Genomic DNA, 16623 nt, shown 5'->3' with positions numbered 1-16623 from the left:
CGGCACGGCGGGGGAAATGGTCTGCGACATAGGTGAGTCCGGCGTATAGCGGTGACGATGGCGACAAATGGGGACGGTGCGGCAAGGCTAAGGGGTCCGATGTCCGTAAGGACCACGCTCGGGCAACGTCCCGCGCACGCAACCGTTTATTGTACCGCGCTAGCGACGTCGAGGCCGGCCGCGCGGTAAGGCATTGGTGGATCGAGCGGATCGAACGGGCCGAGAGTTGCGCGTTGATGTGCCGGTATTAAATCGTGTATCAAGCCACGAACCGCCAGAGCGCGCTCGATCACTTCAAGAATTTCGCGCGGATCATGCAGGCGCCGGATGGCTGCGTGGAGCTCGGCAGCCTCCGCCCAGGTCCGCTTGAGATAGCTGAGCCACATTTTGACGCGTCCATGTTCATGACGGGACGCGACACGGACTTGCAGTTTTCTCAGGTAATCGGCGAGTTGACCCAGCACGGCCGGCCATTCCTCGCTGGAAGGCGTCCTGTCTATCAATCCGCGGATACGCAAGGCCAGGAAGGGATCCGAGACGGCGCCGCGCCCGATCATCACGTCCGCGCAGCCGCTGACTGCCCGGCATCGCTCCCAGTCGGCCACCGTCCAGACTTCTCCGTTGGCCACGACCGGCACGTCTACCGCGTCGTCGATACGCGCGATCCACTCCCAGTGGGCCGGCGGCCGGTAGGCATCGTCACGCGTTCTGGCATGCACGACAAGGGAGGCAGCGCCGCCTTCTGCCAGCGCTGTGGCACAGTCGATGGCGAGCGAAGTATCGGACACGCCAAGCCGCATTTTTGCTGTCACGGCGATGCCCGCGGGCACCGCTGCGCGAACCGACGATATGATCCGGTTCAGCTGTTCAGGGTGCGCCAGAAGCATCGCGCCGCCGCCGTGCCGGTTGACGATTTTGGCGGGGCAGCCGAAGTTCAGATCGATTCCGTGCGGCGACAGACTGGCCGCCTGAGCCGCATTCAGCGCCATCCAGTCAGGATCGCTGCCGAGCAATTGGATCACCATTGGAGCGCCGCTGGGTGTACGGCCTCCGTGGAGGACTTCGGGCGTATCTCTCTCGTAGACACCTCGGGGAAGGACTGAGCCCGTCACCCTGACGAATTCGGACACACACCCGTCGAATCCGCCTGTGCAGGTCAGCACGTCACGCAGTACGTAGTCCGCAAGCCCTTCCATGGGCGCAAGAAATAGCCGGCTCATGCGAGAACGACGCATGAGCCGCGTTTGCGAGACTTACGGTTATCCGAGCGAGACAAAGCCGACTTTCGGAGTGGTGAGCGTGGTGATGCGGGACATGTTGTGATCTGGGGATGTGAGTGCCGGGCGGTGTTTGAGCACCGAACGGGCACGACGCTAACAGGGACGAAAGGCGCTTGAAAAGGCGGTACCCGGCGATGTATTCGCTTTGAGCGCTGCACCGCAACCCAACATTCTACCGTTAGTCACGCTCGCTCACATGCCACACGGTGCCGCGCGCCCAGCCCTGACCCGCGCGGCTTTCCAGGCCGTCGCAAGTCTCCTTCAGACCACCCAACCACCCGCCGCACCAGCCCAGCCTACTTCTTCTCCGGCGTGCCATCCGGCGGAGTCGTAGCAGCAGTCGGCGTCCCGGTTGCAGCCCCAGCCGTACCCGGCGTCGGGAACGGGAACGTATTGAACATCGACTTCGCCTGCGTCTGCATCTGCTCCTGCATCTGCACGAACATGTTCTTCGACTGCTCGATATAGCTCGTCATCATCCCCTGCATCATGGGCGCCTGCATGTTCATGAACTGCGACCAGACCTCAGGATTGAGCGGCACAGCATTACCGTCGATCAACCCCTTCGACTGGTCGGTGAGCTTGTGCTGGATGTCGATGAACGCCTGGATATTCTTTTCCAGATACGTGCCCATCATGCCCTGCATCGCGTTGCCGTAGAAACGGATGATCTGCGAGAGCATGACGGATGAAAACATCGGCAAGCCACCGCTTTCTTCTTCCAGAATGATCTGCAACAGGATGCTGCGCGTCAGATCCTCGGCGGACTTGGCGTCCATGACCTTGAACTCTTCCTGGTCGAGCACGAGCTGTTTGACGTCGGAAAGCGTGATGTAGGTACTGGTTTCGGTATCGTAGAGCCGGCGATTCGGATATTTTTTTATGAGTCGTTCGGCGGATTTCTTTGTAGTGGTCATGTAACGCCTTTAAACGCAAAACTCAAACTGTGCCGACGGACTCCGCGTGATTGAAAGCGACGCAAGCCGCCGGTTCGTAGTCGGTGCCGGTGACCCGGCATCCAGTTGCAACGCCCCGCTCCGACGCGGGACGCGCGGCGCGCACAACCTGATGGCGCGCCGCGTGAAACACCCTCACCCCATGTGCAAGCCGCCATTCAGCGAGAAGTCGGCACCCGTCGAAAAGCCCGATTCCTCCGAAGCCAGCCACGCCACGATTGAACCAATTTCCTCCGGCCGCCCAAGCCGGCGAACCGGAATGGTCGCGACAATCTTCTCCAGCACGTCAGGGCGGATCGATTTCACCATGTCCGTCCCGATGTACCCCGGCGAAATGGTATTGACCGTCACGCCTTTGGTTGCCACTTCCTGCGCCAGCGCCATCGTAAAGCCGTGAATACCGGCCTTCGCGGTGGAATAGTTGGTCTGGCCGAACTGCCCTTTCTGACCATTCACCGACGAAATATTGATCACGCGTCCAAAACCACGCTCGACCATGCCGTCGATCACCTGCTTCGTCACGTTGAAGAGACTCGTCAGGTTGGTATCGATGACCGCGGTCCAGTCTTCGTGCGTCATCTTCCGGAACACGACATCGCGCGTGATGCCCGCGTTGTTCACCAGGATATCGACTTCGCCGACTTCCGCCTTGACCTTGTCGAAAGCGTTCTTGGTCGACTCCCAGTCACCCACATTGCCTTCGGAGGCGATGAATTCGTAACCCAGCGCCTTTTGCTCTTCGAGCCATTTGACCCGGCGCGGTGAATTCGGCCCGCAACCTGCGACGACCGTGTAGCCGTCCTTATGCAGCCGCTGGCAGATACTCGTACCAATGCCGCCCATGCCGCCCGTCACATACGCTACTCGTTTCGTCATTGCTCGCTCCGTTTATCGTTATGCGCGCCTGCAGCCGGGCTTGCCAGCCGACCCGAACCGCGGCGCGCGGTGCTCACCGCACACTGTCTCCCTACGGGCGCTCTACCGCGAGCGCCACGCCCATACCGCCGCCGATACACAGCGACGCCAGTCCTTTCTTCGCATCGCGCTTCTGCATTTCGTGCAGCAGCGTAACGAGAATCCGGCAACCGGACGCACCAATCGGATGACCGATCGCGATCGCCCCGCCGTTCACGTTGACCTTCGACGTGTCCCAGCCCATTTGCTGATGCACGGCCAGCGCCTGTGCTGCAAATGCTTCGTTGATTTCCATCAGGTCGAGATCCGACGCGGACCAGCCTGCGCGTTCCAGGCAACGCTTCGATGCCGGCACAGGACCCATGCCCATCACCTTCGGATCAACGCCCGCGTTCGCGTACGCCTTGATGCGTGCGATCGGCGTGAGGCCAAGCGCCTCGGCTTTTTTCGCCGACATCACGATCACGCCCGCCGCGCCATCGTTAAGACCGGAGGCATTTGCCGCTGTCACGGTGCCTTCCTTCGAGAACGCCGGCTTCAGGCTGGACAACGATTCAGCCGTCACGCCATGACGCACGAATTCGTCGGTGGCAAAACGCAGCGGCTCGCCTTTGCGCTGGGGAATTTCAACGGGCACGATTTCATCGTTGAAACGGCCCGACTTCTGCGCCGCTTCCGCCTTGTTCTGCGACAGCGCCGCGAATTCGTCCTGCGCCGCGCGCGTAATGCCGTATTCCTTCGCGACGTTTTCCGCCGTGATGCCCATGTGGATCGAGTTGAACGCGTCCCACAGGCCATCCACGATCATCGAATCGATCAGCTTCACGTCGCCCATGCGGAAACCGTCGCGTGAGCCCGGCAACACGTGCGGCGCCGCGCTCATGTTTTCCTGGCCGCCCGCAATCACAATGTCAGCGTCGCCCGCGATAATCGCATTCGCCGCCAGCATCACGGCCTTCAGGCCCGATCCGCACACCTTGTTGATGGTCATGCCCGGCACCGAGCTGGGCAAACCTGCCTTGATCAGCGATTGACGCGCCGGATTCTGACCGGATCCCGCCGTGAGCACCTGACCGAGGATCACTTCGCTGATTTGCTCGGGCTTGAGATTCGATCGCTCGAGTAACGCGCGAATCACGATTGCGCCCAGATCGGGTGCGGCGATTTTCGCCAGCGACCCGCCGAATTTGCCGACGGCCGTCCGTGCGGCCGATACGATCACTACGTCTGTCATTTCAGTTTCCTTTGAGAATCGAAAGTGGTAGCCCGGGTTTAGCCGGCTGACTGCGTGGCCGGCTGGATGCGTGTTCGCGCTTGCCCCTTGTTTGCCTGCGCCGTGTTCAACCCGTGCAGGCGACGCTCTCAACAGCGCTGGCGTTACTGTTTCTTCAGGTTACTTCGGGTTTCAGCAACTGCAATAAAACGACGCGTTGGATACTGTTGCGCCGTCGCGCCTGAAATGCAATCGGGTCCGATCCGCATGACCTGCGCCGCCCGTCACGAAACGTGTTTCAGCCGGTCAGATCACCCAAAAATCTCATTGGTCCCGCTGCAGGACATAACGTCCCGGCGCCGGCTCGATCGCCGGAAAATCCTCGGACCCCAAGCTTGCCTTCGGCTTTACTTTCTTGCCGCCGTAACCATCAAGCCAGTGCGTCCACGTCGGCCACCAGCTACCCGGATGTTCAGTCGCGCCTTCGAACCATGCATCGGGGTCGTCGGGCAGGGTTTTATCGGCGTTATCGAGAAGCCAGAAACTGCGCTTGTTCTTCGACGGCGGATTGATCACGCCCGCAATGTGTCCCGATGCCCCGAGCACGAACGTCTGCGGCCCGGTCAGCAAAGGTGCGGAGGCATATGCCGCCGTCCACGGCACGATGTGATCCTCGCGGGATCCGTACAAAAACGTCGGCACATCGATCTTCGACAAATCCACCTGCTCACCACATGCAGTCAGTTCGCCCGGATTACGCAGGCGATTCTCCAGATACGTGTTACGCAAATACCAGACGAACATCGGGCCCGGCAGATTGGTTGAATCGCTGTTCCAGTAAAGCAGGTCGAACGCCTGCGGCGTACGGCCCTTCAGGTAGTTGTCCACCACGTAGTTCCACACCAGGTCGTTTGGGCGCAGATACGAGAACGTGTTGGCAAATTCGACACCGCGCATCAGCGCAGGCGGTTTGCCATTCTTGCCGCCAATGGTCTGCTCGCGCATCTGCACATGCTGTTCATCGATAAATACATCGAGCACGCCCGTATCGGAAAAATCGAGCATGGCGGTCAGCAACGTCATGGAGGCAACGGGATGTTCGCCACGCGCGGCCAGCACGGCCAGAGCGGTTGCGAGCATCGTACCGCCGACGCAGAAGCCGAGCGTGTTGATCTGCTCGCGGCCGCTGATCTGCTTGACTACATTGATAGGCGTAAGCACGCCTTCATCGATGTAATTGTCCCAGGTCTTGTGCGCGATCGATGCATCGGCATTACGCCACGAGATCATGAAAACCTGATGGCCGGCGTCAAGCGCATGGCCGACGAGCGAGCCTTCCGGCTGCAGGTCGAGGATATAGAACTTGTTGATGCACGGTGGCACGATCAAAAGCGGCCGCTCTTTCACGGTCGCCGTGCGCGGCGTGTACTGGATCAGTTGCAGCAGGTCGTTTTCGAACACGACCGAGCCTTGCGTGGTCGCAATGTTCTTGCCGACCACGAATCCCGATTCATCGCTTTGCTGGATCTTGCCGAGCTGCATGTCGGCGAGCAGATTCAGCATGCCTTTTTGCAGACTCTCGCCGCGGCTCTCGATCAGCGCCTTCTGCGCATCGGGATTCAACGCAATGTAATTGCTTGGCGATGCGGCTGCCGCCCACTGCTGCACGGCGAACCTGATTCGTTCACGGGTCTTGTGATCGGCTTCGACAGATTCGGCAAGCTCCTGCAGATAACGCGCGTTCAGCACATACCATGCAGCGGCGAATGCGAAACCGGGCGCGGATTGCCACGCAGGTGTGCTGAAGCGGCGGTCTTTTAGCGTCGCCAGGTCGATGCTTTGCTCAGTGGCCTGCTTGATGAGTTCCGCGGCGTCGCGCGAGAAACTGGACTGGAGTTCCTGCAGGCGCTGTGGCGCGATAGCGGCGGTCGGAATATTCGGCATCGCAGGCATCGCGAACGGCAATTGAGCACTACCACTAGCGCTGTTGCCGCCACTCATGCCTGGAAAACCCGCAAACCCCGGAAAACTCGGGAAACCACCCAGCGCAGCAAACGGATTTGCCGATGCTGATCCAGGCGATTCCGCGTGTCCCGGATTCGCCTGGGCGGCAATCTTTTGCCACTGGGCCGGGTCGGCTACCGCGCGCCATGTGTTGAGCCATTGCTCGAACATCTTTTGCACTGCCGCTGGATCTGCGGCGGGCATTCCAAAAGGTGCAGCCGGTGCGCCGGGCGTTGCCTTGGCATCGGATGGACGTGAGGAACCCGGTGACGATGAAGATGATGATCTGGAGGCAGCCATATCCGCGTTTGACCTAAGCGTCCCGAGAGACTGAGTTGCTGATGCAGGCGTGACGTGGAGCCGCGTCGTCGTGATCGTTGTGCCGGGCCGCTAAACGCCCGACCGCGATGATGTGACCTTGCCACGCCGTGCGCTTTTGTGAAACATTCTTGCTCCACGGTGCAAGGCGTGTCAATGCGTCGCCTTGATTTTGACGCAGTGCGATATTTTTTTCATCATCGTTTTCCCGATGTGACGCGCTGATGAATGTCAAGAATTGTTGCGCAACATAAGGCGCGTCTGTCACGGTCAGCCACGTTTTAGTCGCGCAGCAAAAAGCGTGCACCAACAGCGTAGGCGCACATCAGGTCATACAGGTGTTTGAGCCGGAACGTGCCCGGGTCTGGTCCGGGGTTTACTCTGCCAGCCAGATCATCGCGGCCATGCGCCCCGTTATCCGGTCCCGTCGATACGAATAGAACCGGTCCACGTCAGTCGTCGTGCAAAACGTGCCGCCGTGGACATTCTCTGGCGGCACGCCTGCGCGTTGAAGGCGCAAACGGGCGAGTGCATAGAGATTAGCGAGATATTTGTGTTTCTCGTCGCGCCTGGCGAAAGCGGCAACGGTCGCATCGCGCCATGCAGGCTCGGCTGCGGCGACGAACGCGTCGAACACATCCTCACCGACTTCGAACGCTGCCGGGCCAATCGCCGGACCCAGCCATGCGTGCAACGTGCTGGCCTGGGCGCCGGCGAGATGCGCGACCCGCTCCGCCGTCTTTTCCACTATTCCAGCCGCAAGGCCACGCCAGCCTGCGTGCGCTGCGCCGACGGCACGGCCGGCTGCATCGCAGAAAAGTACCGGCAGGCAGTCCGCGATCATCACGACACACACGACTCCCGCGCGGTCCGTCACCGCGGCGTCTGCCTTGACCGCCGATGCAGGAGAACCGGCGCAGCGGTCGATCACCGAACCGGCATCCTCGATCTGTGCCCCATGCACTTGATCGAGCCACGCAACCGGAGCGCCAGTAAGTTCCACCACACGCCGGCGGTTTTCGATCACGGCGTCGGGCACATCACCCGTATGCAGGCCGAGATTGAGGCCGCCACTACCATTCACACCTTCATACGGCGCAGCGCTGACACCCCCGTTGCGCGTGGTCGCGAGTGCTCTCACTCGCGGCGAAACCACGTCATGAGCGCTGGACCAATCGGGCCAGAGGCAATCGTCGTTGCGAAGCGGCGGGTAAGCCGCAAACTTGGCGGTGAAGCTGGCCGCTAAATCAGCCTCGGATGACGTCGCCATTCGCGCTATTCCTCGTCATCGTCGTCATATTCGATGGGCTGCGACTCATCCCAGCCGCCGCGCGCCTGAACGCCGCCATCGTCCTCATCGATAAAATCTGCGTCCTCCGGATCGAGATCCGTCGCTTCGTCGCGACCCAGCCCCAACTCTGCCGCGAGTGCTTCAATATCGTCCGGCACGTCCGCGCGCCAGCTGATGTCGCGACCCGTGGTCGGATGAATCAGCCCAAGCCGCCACGCATGCAGCGCCTGGCGATTGAACCCATCCGGCAGAGGCTGCACCGATCGCTTGCCACGTGCGTGGCCATAGATTGGATCACCCAGCAACGGGTGACGGATATGCGCGCAATGCACGCGGATCTGGTGTGTACGGCCGGTATCGAGATCGCAGTGAACCGCGGACACGGGCTGGTTGTTCCACATCGCGCGGTCGATGGTGCGGTAGTGCGTACGGGCGTATTTCCCCGATGCGCTCTCCACCACCGCCATGCGCGTGCGGTCGCGCGGATCGCGGCCAATCGGGGCGTCGATGGTGCCTTCATCGGGCATCGTCCCCCACACCAGCGCAACGTAACGGCGCTTCACCGTGCGTGCTTGCAACTGCCGCGTCAGAATGGTTTGCGCTTCGAGCGTGCGTGCAACCACCATCAGCCCTGACGTCTCCTTGTCCAGCCGATGCACGATACCCGCACGCGGCAAGCCAGCGGCGGCATCGCCGTATCGGTACAGCAAGCCGTTGAGCAGCGTGCCGCTCCAGTTGCCTGCGGCCGGATGCACGACCATGCCCGCGGGCTTGTTGATGACCACGAGCGCGTCGTCTTCATAGACGATCTCGAGCGGCACCGGCTCCGGCGTGAACGCGAGCTGTTCGGGCAGCAAATCAGGAATCAGCGTAATGGTCGCGCCCAATGGCACCGGCTGCCGGATCTTCGCGGGCGCGCCGTCCACCACTACGCGTTGCGCATCAATCCAGGTCTGCAGGCGGCTGCGTGAAAACTCGGGGAATAGACGCGCCATGACCTTGTCGAGTCGCTCGCCGGCGTACTCGTCGGGGACGAGGATCGTGCGCGGCGTTTCAGCGTCGGCGCGGCGCTCGTGCAGGTTGGTGGGCACGGGTTTGCCGTGAATTTCGCTTGGCGCGTCCGGCGCAGCGGCCGGTTCGGTCAAATCGTCCGGACGTGCGTCGTCGGCCGATGCGCTTGGGCTATAATCTTTGCTGCGATCTTTGGTACGACTTGTACTTGAGCGGGTCATTAGACTGAAAAGCTGGGAATTAGCCAGAAAGGCATGAGCTAGAAAATGCAAGCACTGATGCGAGCCGTGAATCAAGCTTTGAGAACCGTTTTGAACCCTGTCCGTCAACTGGTCCGGCTTTCGTCGAACTCGTCTGTCAAGGTCTTGGCGCTGGCTGCGAGTGCCGCCATTGTCGCGGGCTGTCATGGTTTGCCCGAGAAAACCGACGAGACGGCAACGTGGAATAACGGCAAATTATACTCGGAGGCGCAAGATGCGCTGACGGGCGGCGACTTCGGCAAATGTGCGAAGTATTTCGAGAACCTTGAAGGTCGCGACCCGTTCGGTCATTTTGCGCAACAAGCGCAGATCAATGTGGCTTACTGCGACTGGAAAGACGGTGAAACCGCCTCCGCAGATTCAGCCATCGACCGCTTCATCAAGTTGCATCCGGATCACCCGGACATCGCCTACGCGTATTACCTGAAAGGCATGATCCACTTCAACGACGACCTCGGTCTGTTCGGCCGCTTCTCCGGCCAGGACATGAGCGAGCGGGACCCCGTGTCGCTGCGCGAATCGTACGATGCATTCAAGGTCGTGGTCGACAAATATCCGCAAAGCAAGTATGCGCCCGATGCAGCTCAACGCATGCGCTACATTGTGAACGCGCTGGCTTCGCACGAAGTTCACGCTGCGGATTATTACTATCGGCGTGGCGCTTATGTCGCGGCAATCAACCGTGCGCAGCTGGCGATCCGTGAATACCGGAATGCACCTGCAACGGAAGACGCACTGCATATCATGATGCTGTCGTACGGCAAGCTCGACCAGCCGCAACTGGAAGGCGACACAAAGCGCGTGCTGGCTGCTACGTTCCCCGACAGCCCGTATGTCACCGGCAAGTCGCGCCCGGGCAAGGAAAACAAATCGTGGTGGCAAATCTGGTAAGCGTTTTTTCACGCTGAATGTAACGCCGACCGCTTCAACGAAAACACGTTGCAAAAGCCGTCATGCGGTTCAGTCAAGCCTTGTAAGAAAGCCGCGCTCATTTCTGAGCGCGGCTTTTTTTTGGACATCGTTTTCACTTGCTGAACGGGATGCCCAGGCTTCATCATCCGATGCCAACAGAGCACGCGTCATCTCAAGTTAAACAAAAAAGGCAAAATCCCAGCGAAATTCATACACTTATGAATAGCCGGTCCTGATTCGGGACAGTCTGCCTTGTGCAAGATCCGGCTGAGCGATTCAAAATCTGAAAACGGTGCCAATAGTCGAGGTGATCATCATGAACGGGCGTAGAGCGTGCCAGCTTTTGCTGGTGTTGGCGGCAGCCCTGGGCGCAAGCGGCGCAGCCACGGCCGGGGGCTACTATCACGGCGGTGGCGGTGGCGGTGGCTATCATGGCGGGGGCTATTACCACGGCGGCGGCTACTACCACGGCGGCGGTTACTATCATGGCGGTTGCTGCAGCGGGTCAATTGGCGTCTATCTTGGCCCGGGTTTTGTCGGTGGATATCCATATCCATACCCGTACTACTCCGGGTACTACCCTGGCTACTACCCTGGCTACTACCCTTATGCGCCCGTGCCAGTCGGCGACGCCGCCTTGCCGACGCAATATGTGGAGCAGGGGCAACAAGCGAACATGACGGGTGGGGGCAACGGCGCGCCGCAAGCGGCATCCTGGTATTACTGCAGAAAGCCCGACGGATATTACCCTTACGTCAAAGCCTGTCCCGGAGGTTGGCAGACGGTGCCGGCCCAACCACCCGGCGGCTGATCGAGTAGTGGGTCGTGTTTCGGATAACGCGGCCTGATCCGGTGTCGCGTCCACGAGGCCGCACATAGGGGAAGAAACTGGCCACGGTTGCACGGCTACGCGTGCAACGGGCTAGCGGCGCTTAACACGCCGCGCTCATTCGTCTTCTTGACCCGCCACCGTATCCGGATCGGAGAAGAAAGCGCGAACCACTTCCAGTTCGCGCGTACGCTTGAACGGCGGCAGACTTTGCCAGATGCGCCGGCCGTAGGGTTTTTCGACGAGACGGGTGTCGCAGATCATCAGCACGCCACGATCAGTTTCCGCACGAATCAACCGGCCCGCACCCTGCTTCAGCGTAATCACCGCCTGCGGCAGTTGATGTACGGCGAACGGGCTCAAGCCCTTCTTGGTCAACGCATCCAGCCTCGCCGACAACACCGGGTCATCGGGCGGCGCAAACGGCAGCTTGTCGATAACCACCAGCGACAGCGCGTCGCCACGCACGTCCACCCCTTCCCAGAAGCTCTGACTGCCCACCAGGATCGCGTTGCCGTAAGAGCGGAAGCGGTCGAGCAACTCGGTACGGCTGGCATCGCCCTGCACCAGCAGCGGGTAGTCCCAGCCGCGTTGCTCGATCGTGTCACGCAGTCGCATCGCAATCCGGTCGACCGCACGCAGCGTCGTGCAAAGGAAAAACACGCCGCCCTTCGATGCCTCGATCACGGGCAGCGCGCCGTCGAACACGGCGTCGGTGAAATTCGGCGACGACGGTTGCGGCAGGTTCCGCGGCACGTACAACAAGCCTTGCGTCGGGTAATCGAAGGGACTGGGCAGCGTCATCGAACGACGCGCGTTCAGGCCCATTTGCGCGGCGTAATGCGTGAAATCCCCTCGCACCGACAACGTTGCCGACGTGAAGATCCACGCACGCGGAACACCGGCGCGCTGCTTCGAGAAAATCGGCGCAACGGAAAGCGGCGTCTCATGTAACTGCACCGTATGCGAGAACACTTCGATCCATCGCACCATCTCGTTTGGATCGGCTTTCGCCGCCGCTTCGGCTTCCTCGGCCACAGCCTTTTCGACAGAAGTTGGCGGCGCGGTCCAGCCACCCAGCAAGCCCTGCAATTCGCGCGCACGACGCAGCAACGCACCCAGCGACTCGGCCCGCTCAGCGTGCTCGCCAAGCGCCTTGGTGAGTGCGTCGAGATGCTCTTCGAGCGTATCGAGCGCGTCGAATAGCGGATGATCGTCGGAAAGCTGACCCAGCGACATACGCACCGAATCTTCTTTGAACGCCAGCCTTACGTCGCGCGCCGCACGTTCGAGCGCTGCGCCGAGTTTCGTCCAGTCGGAGAAGTCGCGCGCATGGCTTAAGCCTTCTGCAACAGCGTCGCGGGCCAATTCGAGAAACTGCGTGGTGGACACCGTCTCGCCGAAAAACAACGTCGCGGTTTCGGGCAACTGATGCGCTTCGTCGAAGATGATGGTATTCGCCGTTGGCAGCAACTCGGCCATGCCGGTGTCGCGCAACATGACATCGGCGAAAAACAGGTGATGATTCACTACCACGATATCCGCCTGCTGCGCCTCGCGCCGCGCTTGCATCACGAAACACTCTTTGTACTGCGGGCATTCCTGGCCGAGGCAATTGTCACGCGTGGACGTGACCATCGGCCAGACCGGCGAGTTCTCGGGCACGCTTGCGAGTTCGGCTTTGTCGCCGGTACGCGTGATCTTGGCGAAACGGATGATTTCCTGCAGATGCGACGTGTCCTGTCGCGTCGGCAAACGGCCATTGTCAGCCGTGCGCTGCAGGTAGTAGTGACACAGGTAATTCGCGCGCCCTTTGAGCATGGCGACCGAGACGGGCACGGCGAGCGCATCGCGCACGGTGGGAATGTCGCGCTGGAATAGCTGGTCCTGCAAGTGCTTCGTGCCGGTCGAGACAATGACCTTGCCGCCCCACAGCATGGCCGGCACGAGATACGCGAAGGTCTTGCCCGTGCCCGTCCCTGCTTCCACGATCAGCGTGTTCTCGCCACCATCGATTCCCGTCGATGCCATCGCCACACCCAGCTCGTCCCCTCCCTCTTCATGAACGACGGGCGCATCCGATGGTCCGAGCTTGCGCGCGGGACGGCGTTGCGCGTCGAACATCGCGGGTTCAGGCATGGCGCGCCCGGACGCCTCCATGGCGGCCGCGACTGCGCGGGCCATGTCGACTTGCGAAGCACGCGAGCGATAACCATCGATTTGCCGCGCCAACAGACCCTCGGCGGCGAAAATTGCGTCGAGCTCAGTGCGGCGTTTCGGTGCCAGCGTGAGAGAAAGCGTGGTGTCGACGACACCCGCCTTCGCGGCCGGCTTCAGCACGGATTCCGCGTTCTCTGTGAGGGCATTGTCGGGCGAATTCAAAGGGACATTCCTGCTTGTGTTCCGGCTTATGACTCGTGTCAGTAAGCCAGCTTGGCTACCCTTGCCGACGAAGCGCCTAGGGCGGCTGGCGTAAAAGTTTTTCCGGCCCGCGCACGCATCACGCGCACGCATCACGCACACGTCATTTGTACGTCACGTGTGCATCACTCGTACGTCAAGGATTCAAGCGCGCGTCCGGTTCCAACTGCAATTGCAGCAGGATGATGGTGTCCTTGACTTTGAGTTTGCGCTTCTTCAGGCGCCTGATCTCGAAGTCGTTGATGCCGGGAACCTCAGCCATCTTGCCGATAAGACTATCCAGGCCGTGATGCTCCGCTTCCAGCTGCACGATCCGTTCACGGATCGTGCCCGTGTCGACTGCTGCTGCAGGATATGCATGCATATTCGCCTCCACTGGTCGCGGCGCGCCGCTTAACGTCACTGACGGCGTCGCCCGAGGTTACTGTCCGGCCCCGACTTACTTCGGTTGCTGCTGTTGTTGCTGCTGTTGCTGCTTGAGTTGTGCCTGGTGCGCCTGGTCTGCCGCGTCCTGCTGTGCGCGCTGTTGCTGCTTGGCGGCTGCTTCCTTCTGCCGGGACTGGACTTCCGCCTGATGCTCGGCAGCGTCACGTTGCTTCGCCGAAAAGCGTTCCGCCTTGTCCTCGCGTTCTTTCGCGTCCTGCACACCACGCGCGGCGGCATCGGCCAGTTTCTTCTGGTAATCCGCCTGCTTGCGGTCGTAATCGGCCTGATTCTGCGCACGCTGAGGCGCTTCCGCATTTCGCTGCGCCGCCGACAACGCGTTCTGGCGCTGCTTCTCTTCGAATGATTCCTGGCTCGCCTTCTCACTCGCCGCGCGTTGCGGCGCCTCGGACGCGTACTGCGCGCGTTTGAGCGCCGTCTGCTGGTCACGCTGCTGCGCGTGCTGCAGACGTTGTTCGTCGTCGAGCGCCAACTGTTCCTTGCGAATTTGCTGGGCTACTTCACGCTTGGCGTCGCGCGCTTTGTCCAGGCAGTGATTGACGAAGAAATCGCTGTAGCAGTCATGCTGCTTGACCCCGTAGACATAGTTATTCTCCGCGCTGCGAACGTCCAATGCCTTCTGGCGCGCGCTGAAAGCATTGGTATCGGCAGTGGCTTGCGCTGCGCTGGCGTCGCTTGCTTCGATCTGACCCGCCGCCCGGCTTGCCGGCACGCCCGATGCCGCTTGCGCTGCAGCGTCTTGCGCCCCGCTGTCTTGCGCGCCGCTTTCACCGAGCGGCGTTTGCGTGACCGACGTACCCGGGTTGATGGGCTTCGGTGTCTGCGCCATGACGGCCGTACCGGCACCCGCACAGGCTAGCGCGATCAATATTGCCGCGACACACCGGGCGAACTGCAAGACCTGCCGCACAATGGCAACACCGCCCGATGCGGCCGGACCGGTCAAGGCGAACGAATCGACTGGAGCAGTCGGCAAAGCGGGCGAAAGGCGGGAAGTCGGCAACGTGATAGCCAGCGTGATAGACAAGGAGACGGACAAGGTAGCAAGAAAGCGAAATAGCAGCTTCTACGATGCCGAAATTCTATCACCGAGCGCCGGAGCCCTCCGGCATTTATGGCAAAATGCCCCGCTTCACCAACCCGGCAAACGTGTTCGCGCGGCTTACAGTGAAATGCGAGTGAAATGCGCGGTACGAAAAGCCCTTGATGAGCCAGCAGGCTGACGCAGACCCCCATGACGGAAACCGTAGCACTCAAGATTGTCCAGCGCATCGCCACCGAGTTGAATGTGCAACCGCGGCAAGTCGCCGCCACCGTACAGCTTCTCGATGAAGGCTCAACCGTTCCGTTCATCGCCCGATATAGAAAGGAAGTCACGGGCAATCTCGACGACACGCAATTGCGCAATCTCGAGGAACGGCTCATCTATCTTCGCGAGCTGGAAGACCGGCGCGCGACGATTGTCCAGAGCATCGACGAACAGGGCAAGCTCACACCCGAACTTCGCGCAGCCATTGAAGGCGCCGACAGCAAGCAGGTGCTCGAAGACCTGTACCTGCCCTACAAGCCGAAGCGCCGCACGCGTGCACAGATCGCCCGTGAGGCCGGCCTGCAGCCGCTCGCGGATGCCCTCCTCGCCGACCCGACGCTCGATCCGCAAACGGAAGCCGCGCGTTACGTGGACGCCGAAAAAGGCGTCGCCGATATCAAGGCCGCACTCGATGGCGCCCGCGACATTCTCTCTGAGCAGTTCGGCGAAACGGCGGAAATTCTCGGTAAGGTTCGCGATTACCTGTTCAAGCAAGGCAGCGTGATCTCGACCGTGGTGGAAGGAAAAGAAACCGAGGAAGGCGAGAAATTCCGCGACTACTACGACTACTCGGAAACCATCCGTACGGTCCCGTCGCACCGGGCGCTCGCGCTTTTTCGGGGGCGCAACGCCGGGGTATTGATGGTCAAGCTGGGCTTGGGTGAAGAACTCGATGCACAAGTGCCGCATCCAGGCGAAGCCATGATCGCGCGTCACGTGGGCATCGCGAATCAGGGCCGGCCAGCCGATAAATGGCTCTCGGACGTGTGCCGCTGGTGCTGGCGTGTGAAGGTTCAGCCGAATATCGAAAATGATTTGCTGACGAATTTGCGCGAAGAAGCTGAAGCCGAGGCTATTCGCGTATTTGCACGCAATCTGAAGGACCTTTTGCTTGCCGCTCCGGCAGGGCCGAAAGCCGTGATCGGCCTCGATCCGGGCATGCGTACCGGCGTTAAAGTGGCCGTGGTCGATCGCACCGGCAAGCTGCTCGCCACCGACGTGATCTATCCGCACGAACCGCGTCGCGACTGGGACGGCTCGCTCGCCAAGCTCGCGCGGATTGCCGCGCAGACGCAGGCTGAGCTGATCAGTATCGGCAATGGCACGGCGTCGCGCGAGACCGACAAGCTCGCGAGCGAATTGATCGCGAAACATCCGGAATTGAAGTTGCAGAAGATCGTGGTGTCGGAGGCGGGAGCATCGATTTATTCGGCATCCGAACTGGCATCGAAGGAATTTCCTGACCTCGATGTCACATTGCGCGGTGCTGTATCCATCGCTCGGCGGTTGCAGGATCCGCTCGCGGAACTCGTCAAGATCGATCCGAAAGCAATTGGCGTGGGCCAATATCAGCACGACGTCAATCAACGCGACCTCGCCCGCTCGCTCGATGCGGTGGTCGAGGATTGCGTGAACGCCGTCGGCGTGGATGCCAATACCGCGTCGGTCGCGCTGCTCGC

Annotated in this window: 13 protein-coding genes; 3 read left to right on the top strand and 10 right to left on the bottom strand. The window is 60.9% G+C overall.

Going from position 1 to position 16623, the window contains the following annotated elements; genetic code table 11:
• Positions 1-146: 146 nt before the first annotated feature.
• The 7 genes from JWR14_RS24250 to JWR14_RS24220 form a co-directional block, all read right to left on the bottom strand.
• A complete protein-coding gene (locus JWR14_RS24250) occupies positions 147-1220 on the bottom strand; it encodes a tRNA-dihydrouridine synthase (protein ID WP_299713168.1) in 1074 nt (357 codons plus the stop codon).
• 356 nt (positions 1221-1576) lie between these two features.
• Positions 1577-2197, bottom strand: coding sequence for a polyhydroxyalkanoate synthesis repressor PhaR (gene phaR, locus JWR14_RS24245; protein WP_299713158.1), 621 nt, complete (start codon positions 2195-2197; stop codon positions 1577-1579).
• 174 nt (positions 2198-2371) lie between these two features.
• Positions 2372-3112 carry a 3-ketoacyl-ACP reductase gene (locus JWR14_RS24240; RefSeq protein WP_122173720.1) on the bottom strand — a complete coding sequence of 247 codons (741 nt, stop codon included), beginning with the start codon at positions 3110-3112 and terminating at the stop codon, positions 2372-2374.
• A 91-nt stretch (positions 3113-3203) separates the two neighbouring features.
• Entirely contained in the window at positions 3204-4385 is a 1182-nt protein-coding gene (locus tag JWR14_RS24235) for an acetyl-CoA C-acetyltransferase (RefSeq protein ID WP_299713152.1), read from the bottom strand.
• 303 nt (positions 4386-4688) lie between these two features.
• Complete coding sequence (gene phaC, locus JWR14_RS24230; RefSeq protein ID WP_299713149.1) at positions 4689-6548, bottom strand: class I poly(R)-hydroxyalkanoic acid synthase; 1860 nt, start codon at positions 6546-6548, stop codon at positions 4689-4691.
• Between the two features lie 514 nt (positions 6549-7062).
• A complete protein-coding gene (gene pgeF / locus JWR14_RS24225; protein ID WP_299713147.1) occupies positions 7063-7956 on the bottom strand; it encodes a peptidoglycan editing factor PgeF in 894 nt (297 codons plus the stop codon).
• A gap of 5 nt (positions 7957-7961) precedes the next feature.
• Positions 7962-9209 carry an RluA family pseudouridine synthase gene (locus JWR14_RS24220; protein ID WP_299713144.1) on the bottom strand — a complete coding sequence of 416 codons (1248 nt, stop codon included), beginning with the start codon at positions 9207-9209 and terminating at the stop codon, positions 7962-7964.
• 57 nt (positions 9210-9266) lie between these two features.
• On the opposite strand from JWR14_RS24220, the gene JWR14_RS24215 reads away from it, so the two are divergent.
• On the top strand, positions 9267-10139 hold the full coding sequence (locus JWR14_RS24215) for an outer membrane protein assembly factor BamD (protein ID WP_299713165.1): 873 nt from the start codon (positions 9267-9269) through the stop codon (positions 10137-10139).
• Between the two features lie 337 nt (positions 10140-10476).
• Positions 10477-10971, top strand: coding sequence for a hypothetical protein (locus tag JWR14_RS24210; RefSeq protein ID WP_299713141.1), 495 nt, complete (start codon positions 10477-10479; stop codon positions 10969-10971).
• 135 nt (positions 10972-11106) lie between these two features.
• Here JWR14_RS24210 and JWR14_RS24205 read toward each other — a convergent pair whose 3' ends face one another.
• The 3 genes from JWR14_RS24205 to JWR14_RS24195 form a co-directional block, all read right to left on the bottom strand.
• Positions 11107-13275 (bottom strand): ATP-dependent DNA helicase, encoded by a 2169-nt coding sequence (locus JWR14_RS24205; protein ID WP_299713163.1) that lies wholly within the window; start codon positions 13273-13275, stop codon positions 11107-11109.
• 271 nt (positions 13276-13546) lie between these two features.
• Complete coding sequence (locus JWR14_RS24200) at positions 13547-13774, bottom strand: DUF465 domain-containing protein (RefSeq protein ID WP_299713139.1); 228 nt, start codon at positions 13772-13774, stop codon at positions 13547-13549.
• A 75-nt stretch (positions 13775-13849) separates the two neighbouring features.
• Positions 13850-14857, bottom strand: a complete 1008-nt coding sequence (locus tag JWR14_RS24195) for a colicin transporter (RefSeq protein ID WP_366144592.1) — start codon at positions 14855-14857, stop codon at positions 13850-13852.
• Positions 14858-15088: 231 nt separating this feature from the next.
• Between JWR14_RS24195 and JWR14_RS24190 the strand changes: the two genes are divergently transcribed.
• On the top strand, positions 15089-16623 hold a 1535-nt coding region (locus JWR14_RS24190), incomplete at its 3' end, for a Tex family protein (RefSeq protein ID WP_299713136.1).

It is taken from the genome of Caballeronia sp. (genome assembly GCF_028292365.1).
Classification (GTDB): Bacteria; Pseudomonadota; Gammaproteobacteria; order Burkholderiales; family Burkholderiaceae; genus Caballeronia.
The sequence above is the reverse complement of the archived record's forward strand: the minus strand, read 5'-3'. Positions and strand labels throughout refer to the sequence as shown.

Excerpts from the sequence above, each read along its gene's own strand:
- JWR14_RS24250 (WP_299713168.1), bottom strand. The coding sequence starts at position 1,220 with ATGAGCCGGCTATTTCTTGCGCCCATGGAAGGGCTTGCGGACTACGTA.
- phaR (WP_299713158.1), bottom strand. The coding sequence starts at position 2,197 with ATGACCACTACAAAGAAATCCGCCGAACGACTCATAAAAAAATATCCG.
- JWR14_RS24240 (WP_122173720.1), bottom strand. The coding sequence starts at position 3,112 with ATGACGAAACGAGTAGCGTATGTGACGGGCGGCATGGGCGGCATTGGT.
- JWR14_RS24235 (WP_299713152.1), bottom strand. The coding sequence starts at position 4,385 with ATGACAGACGTAGTGATCGTATCGGCCGCACGGACGGCCGTCGGCAAA.
- pgeF (WP_299713147.1), bottom strand. The coding sequence starts at position 7,956 with ATGGCGACGTCATCCGAGGCTGATTTAGCGGCCAGCTTCACCGCCAAG.
- JWR14_RS24220 (WP_299713144.1), bottom strand. The coding sequence starts at position 9,209 with ATGACCCGCTCAAGTACAAGTCGTACCAAAGATCGCAGCAAAGATTAT.
- JWR14_RS24215 (WP_299713165.1), top strand. The coding sequence starts at position 9,267 with ATGCGAGCCGTGAATCAAGCTTTGAGAACCGTTTTGAACCCTGTCCGT.
- JWR14_RS24210 (WP_299713141.1), top strand. The coding sequence starts at position 10,477 with ATGAACGGGCGTAGAGCGTGCCAGCTTTTGCTGGTGTTGGCGGCAGCC.
- JWR14_RS24200 (WP_299713139.1), bottom strand. The coding sequence starts at position 13,774 with ATGCATGCATATCCTGCAGCAGCAGTCGACACGGGCACGATCCGTGAA.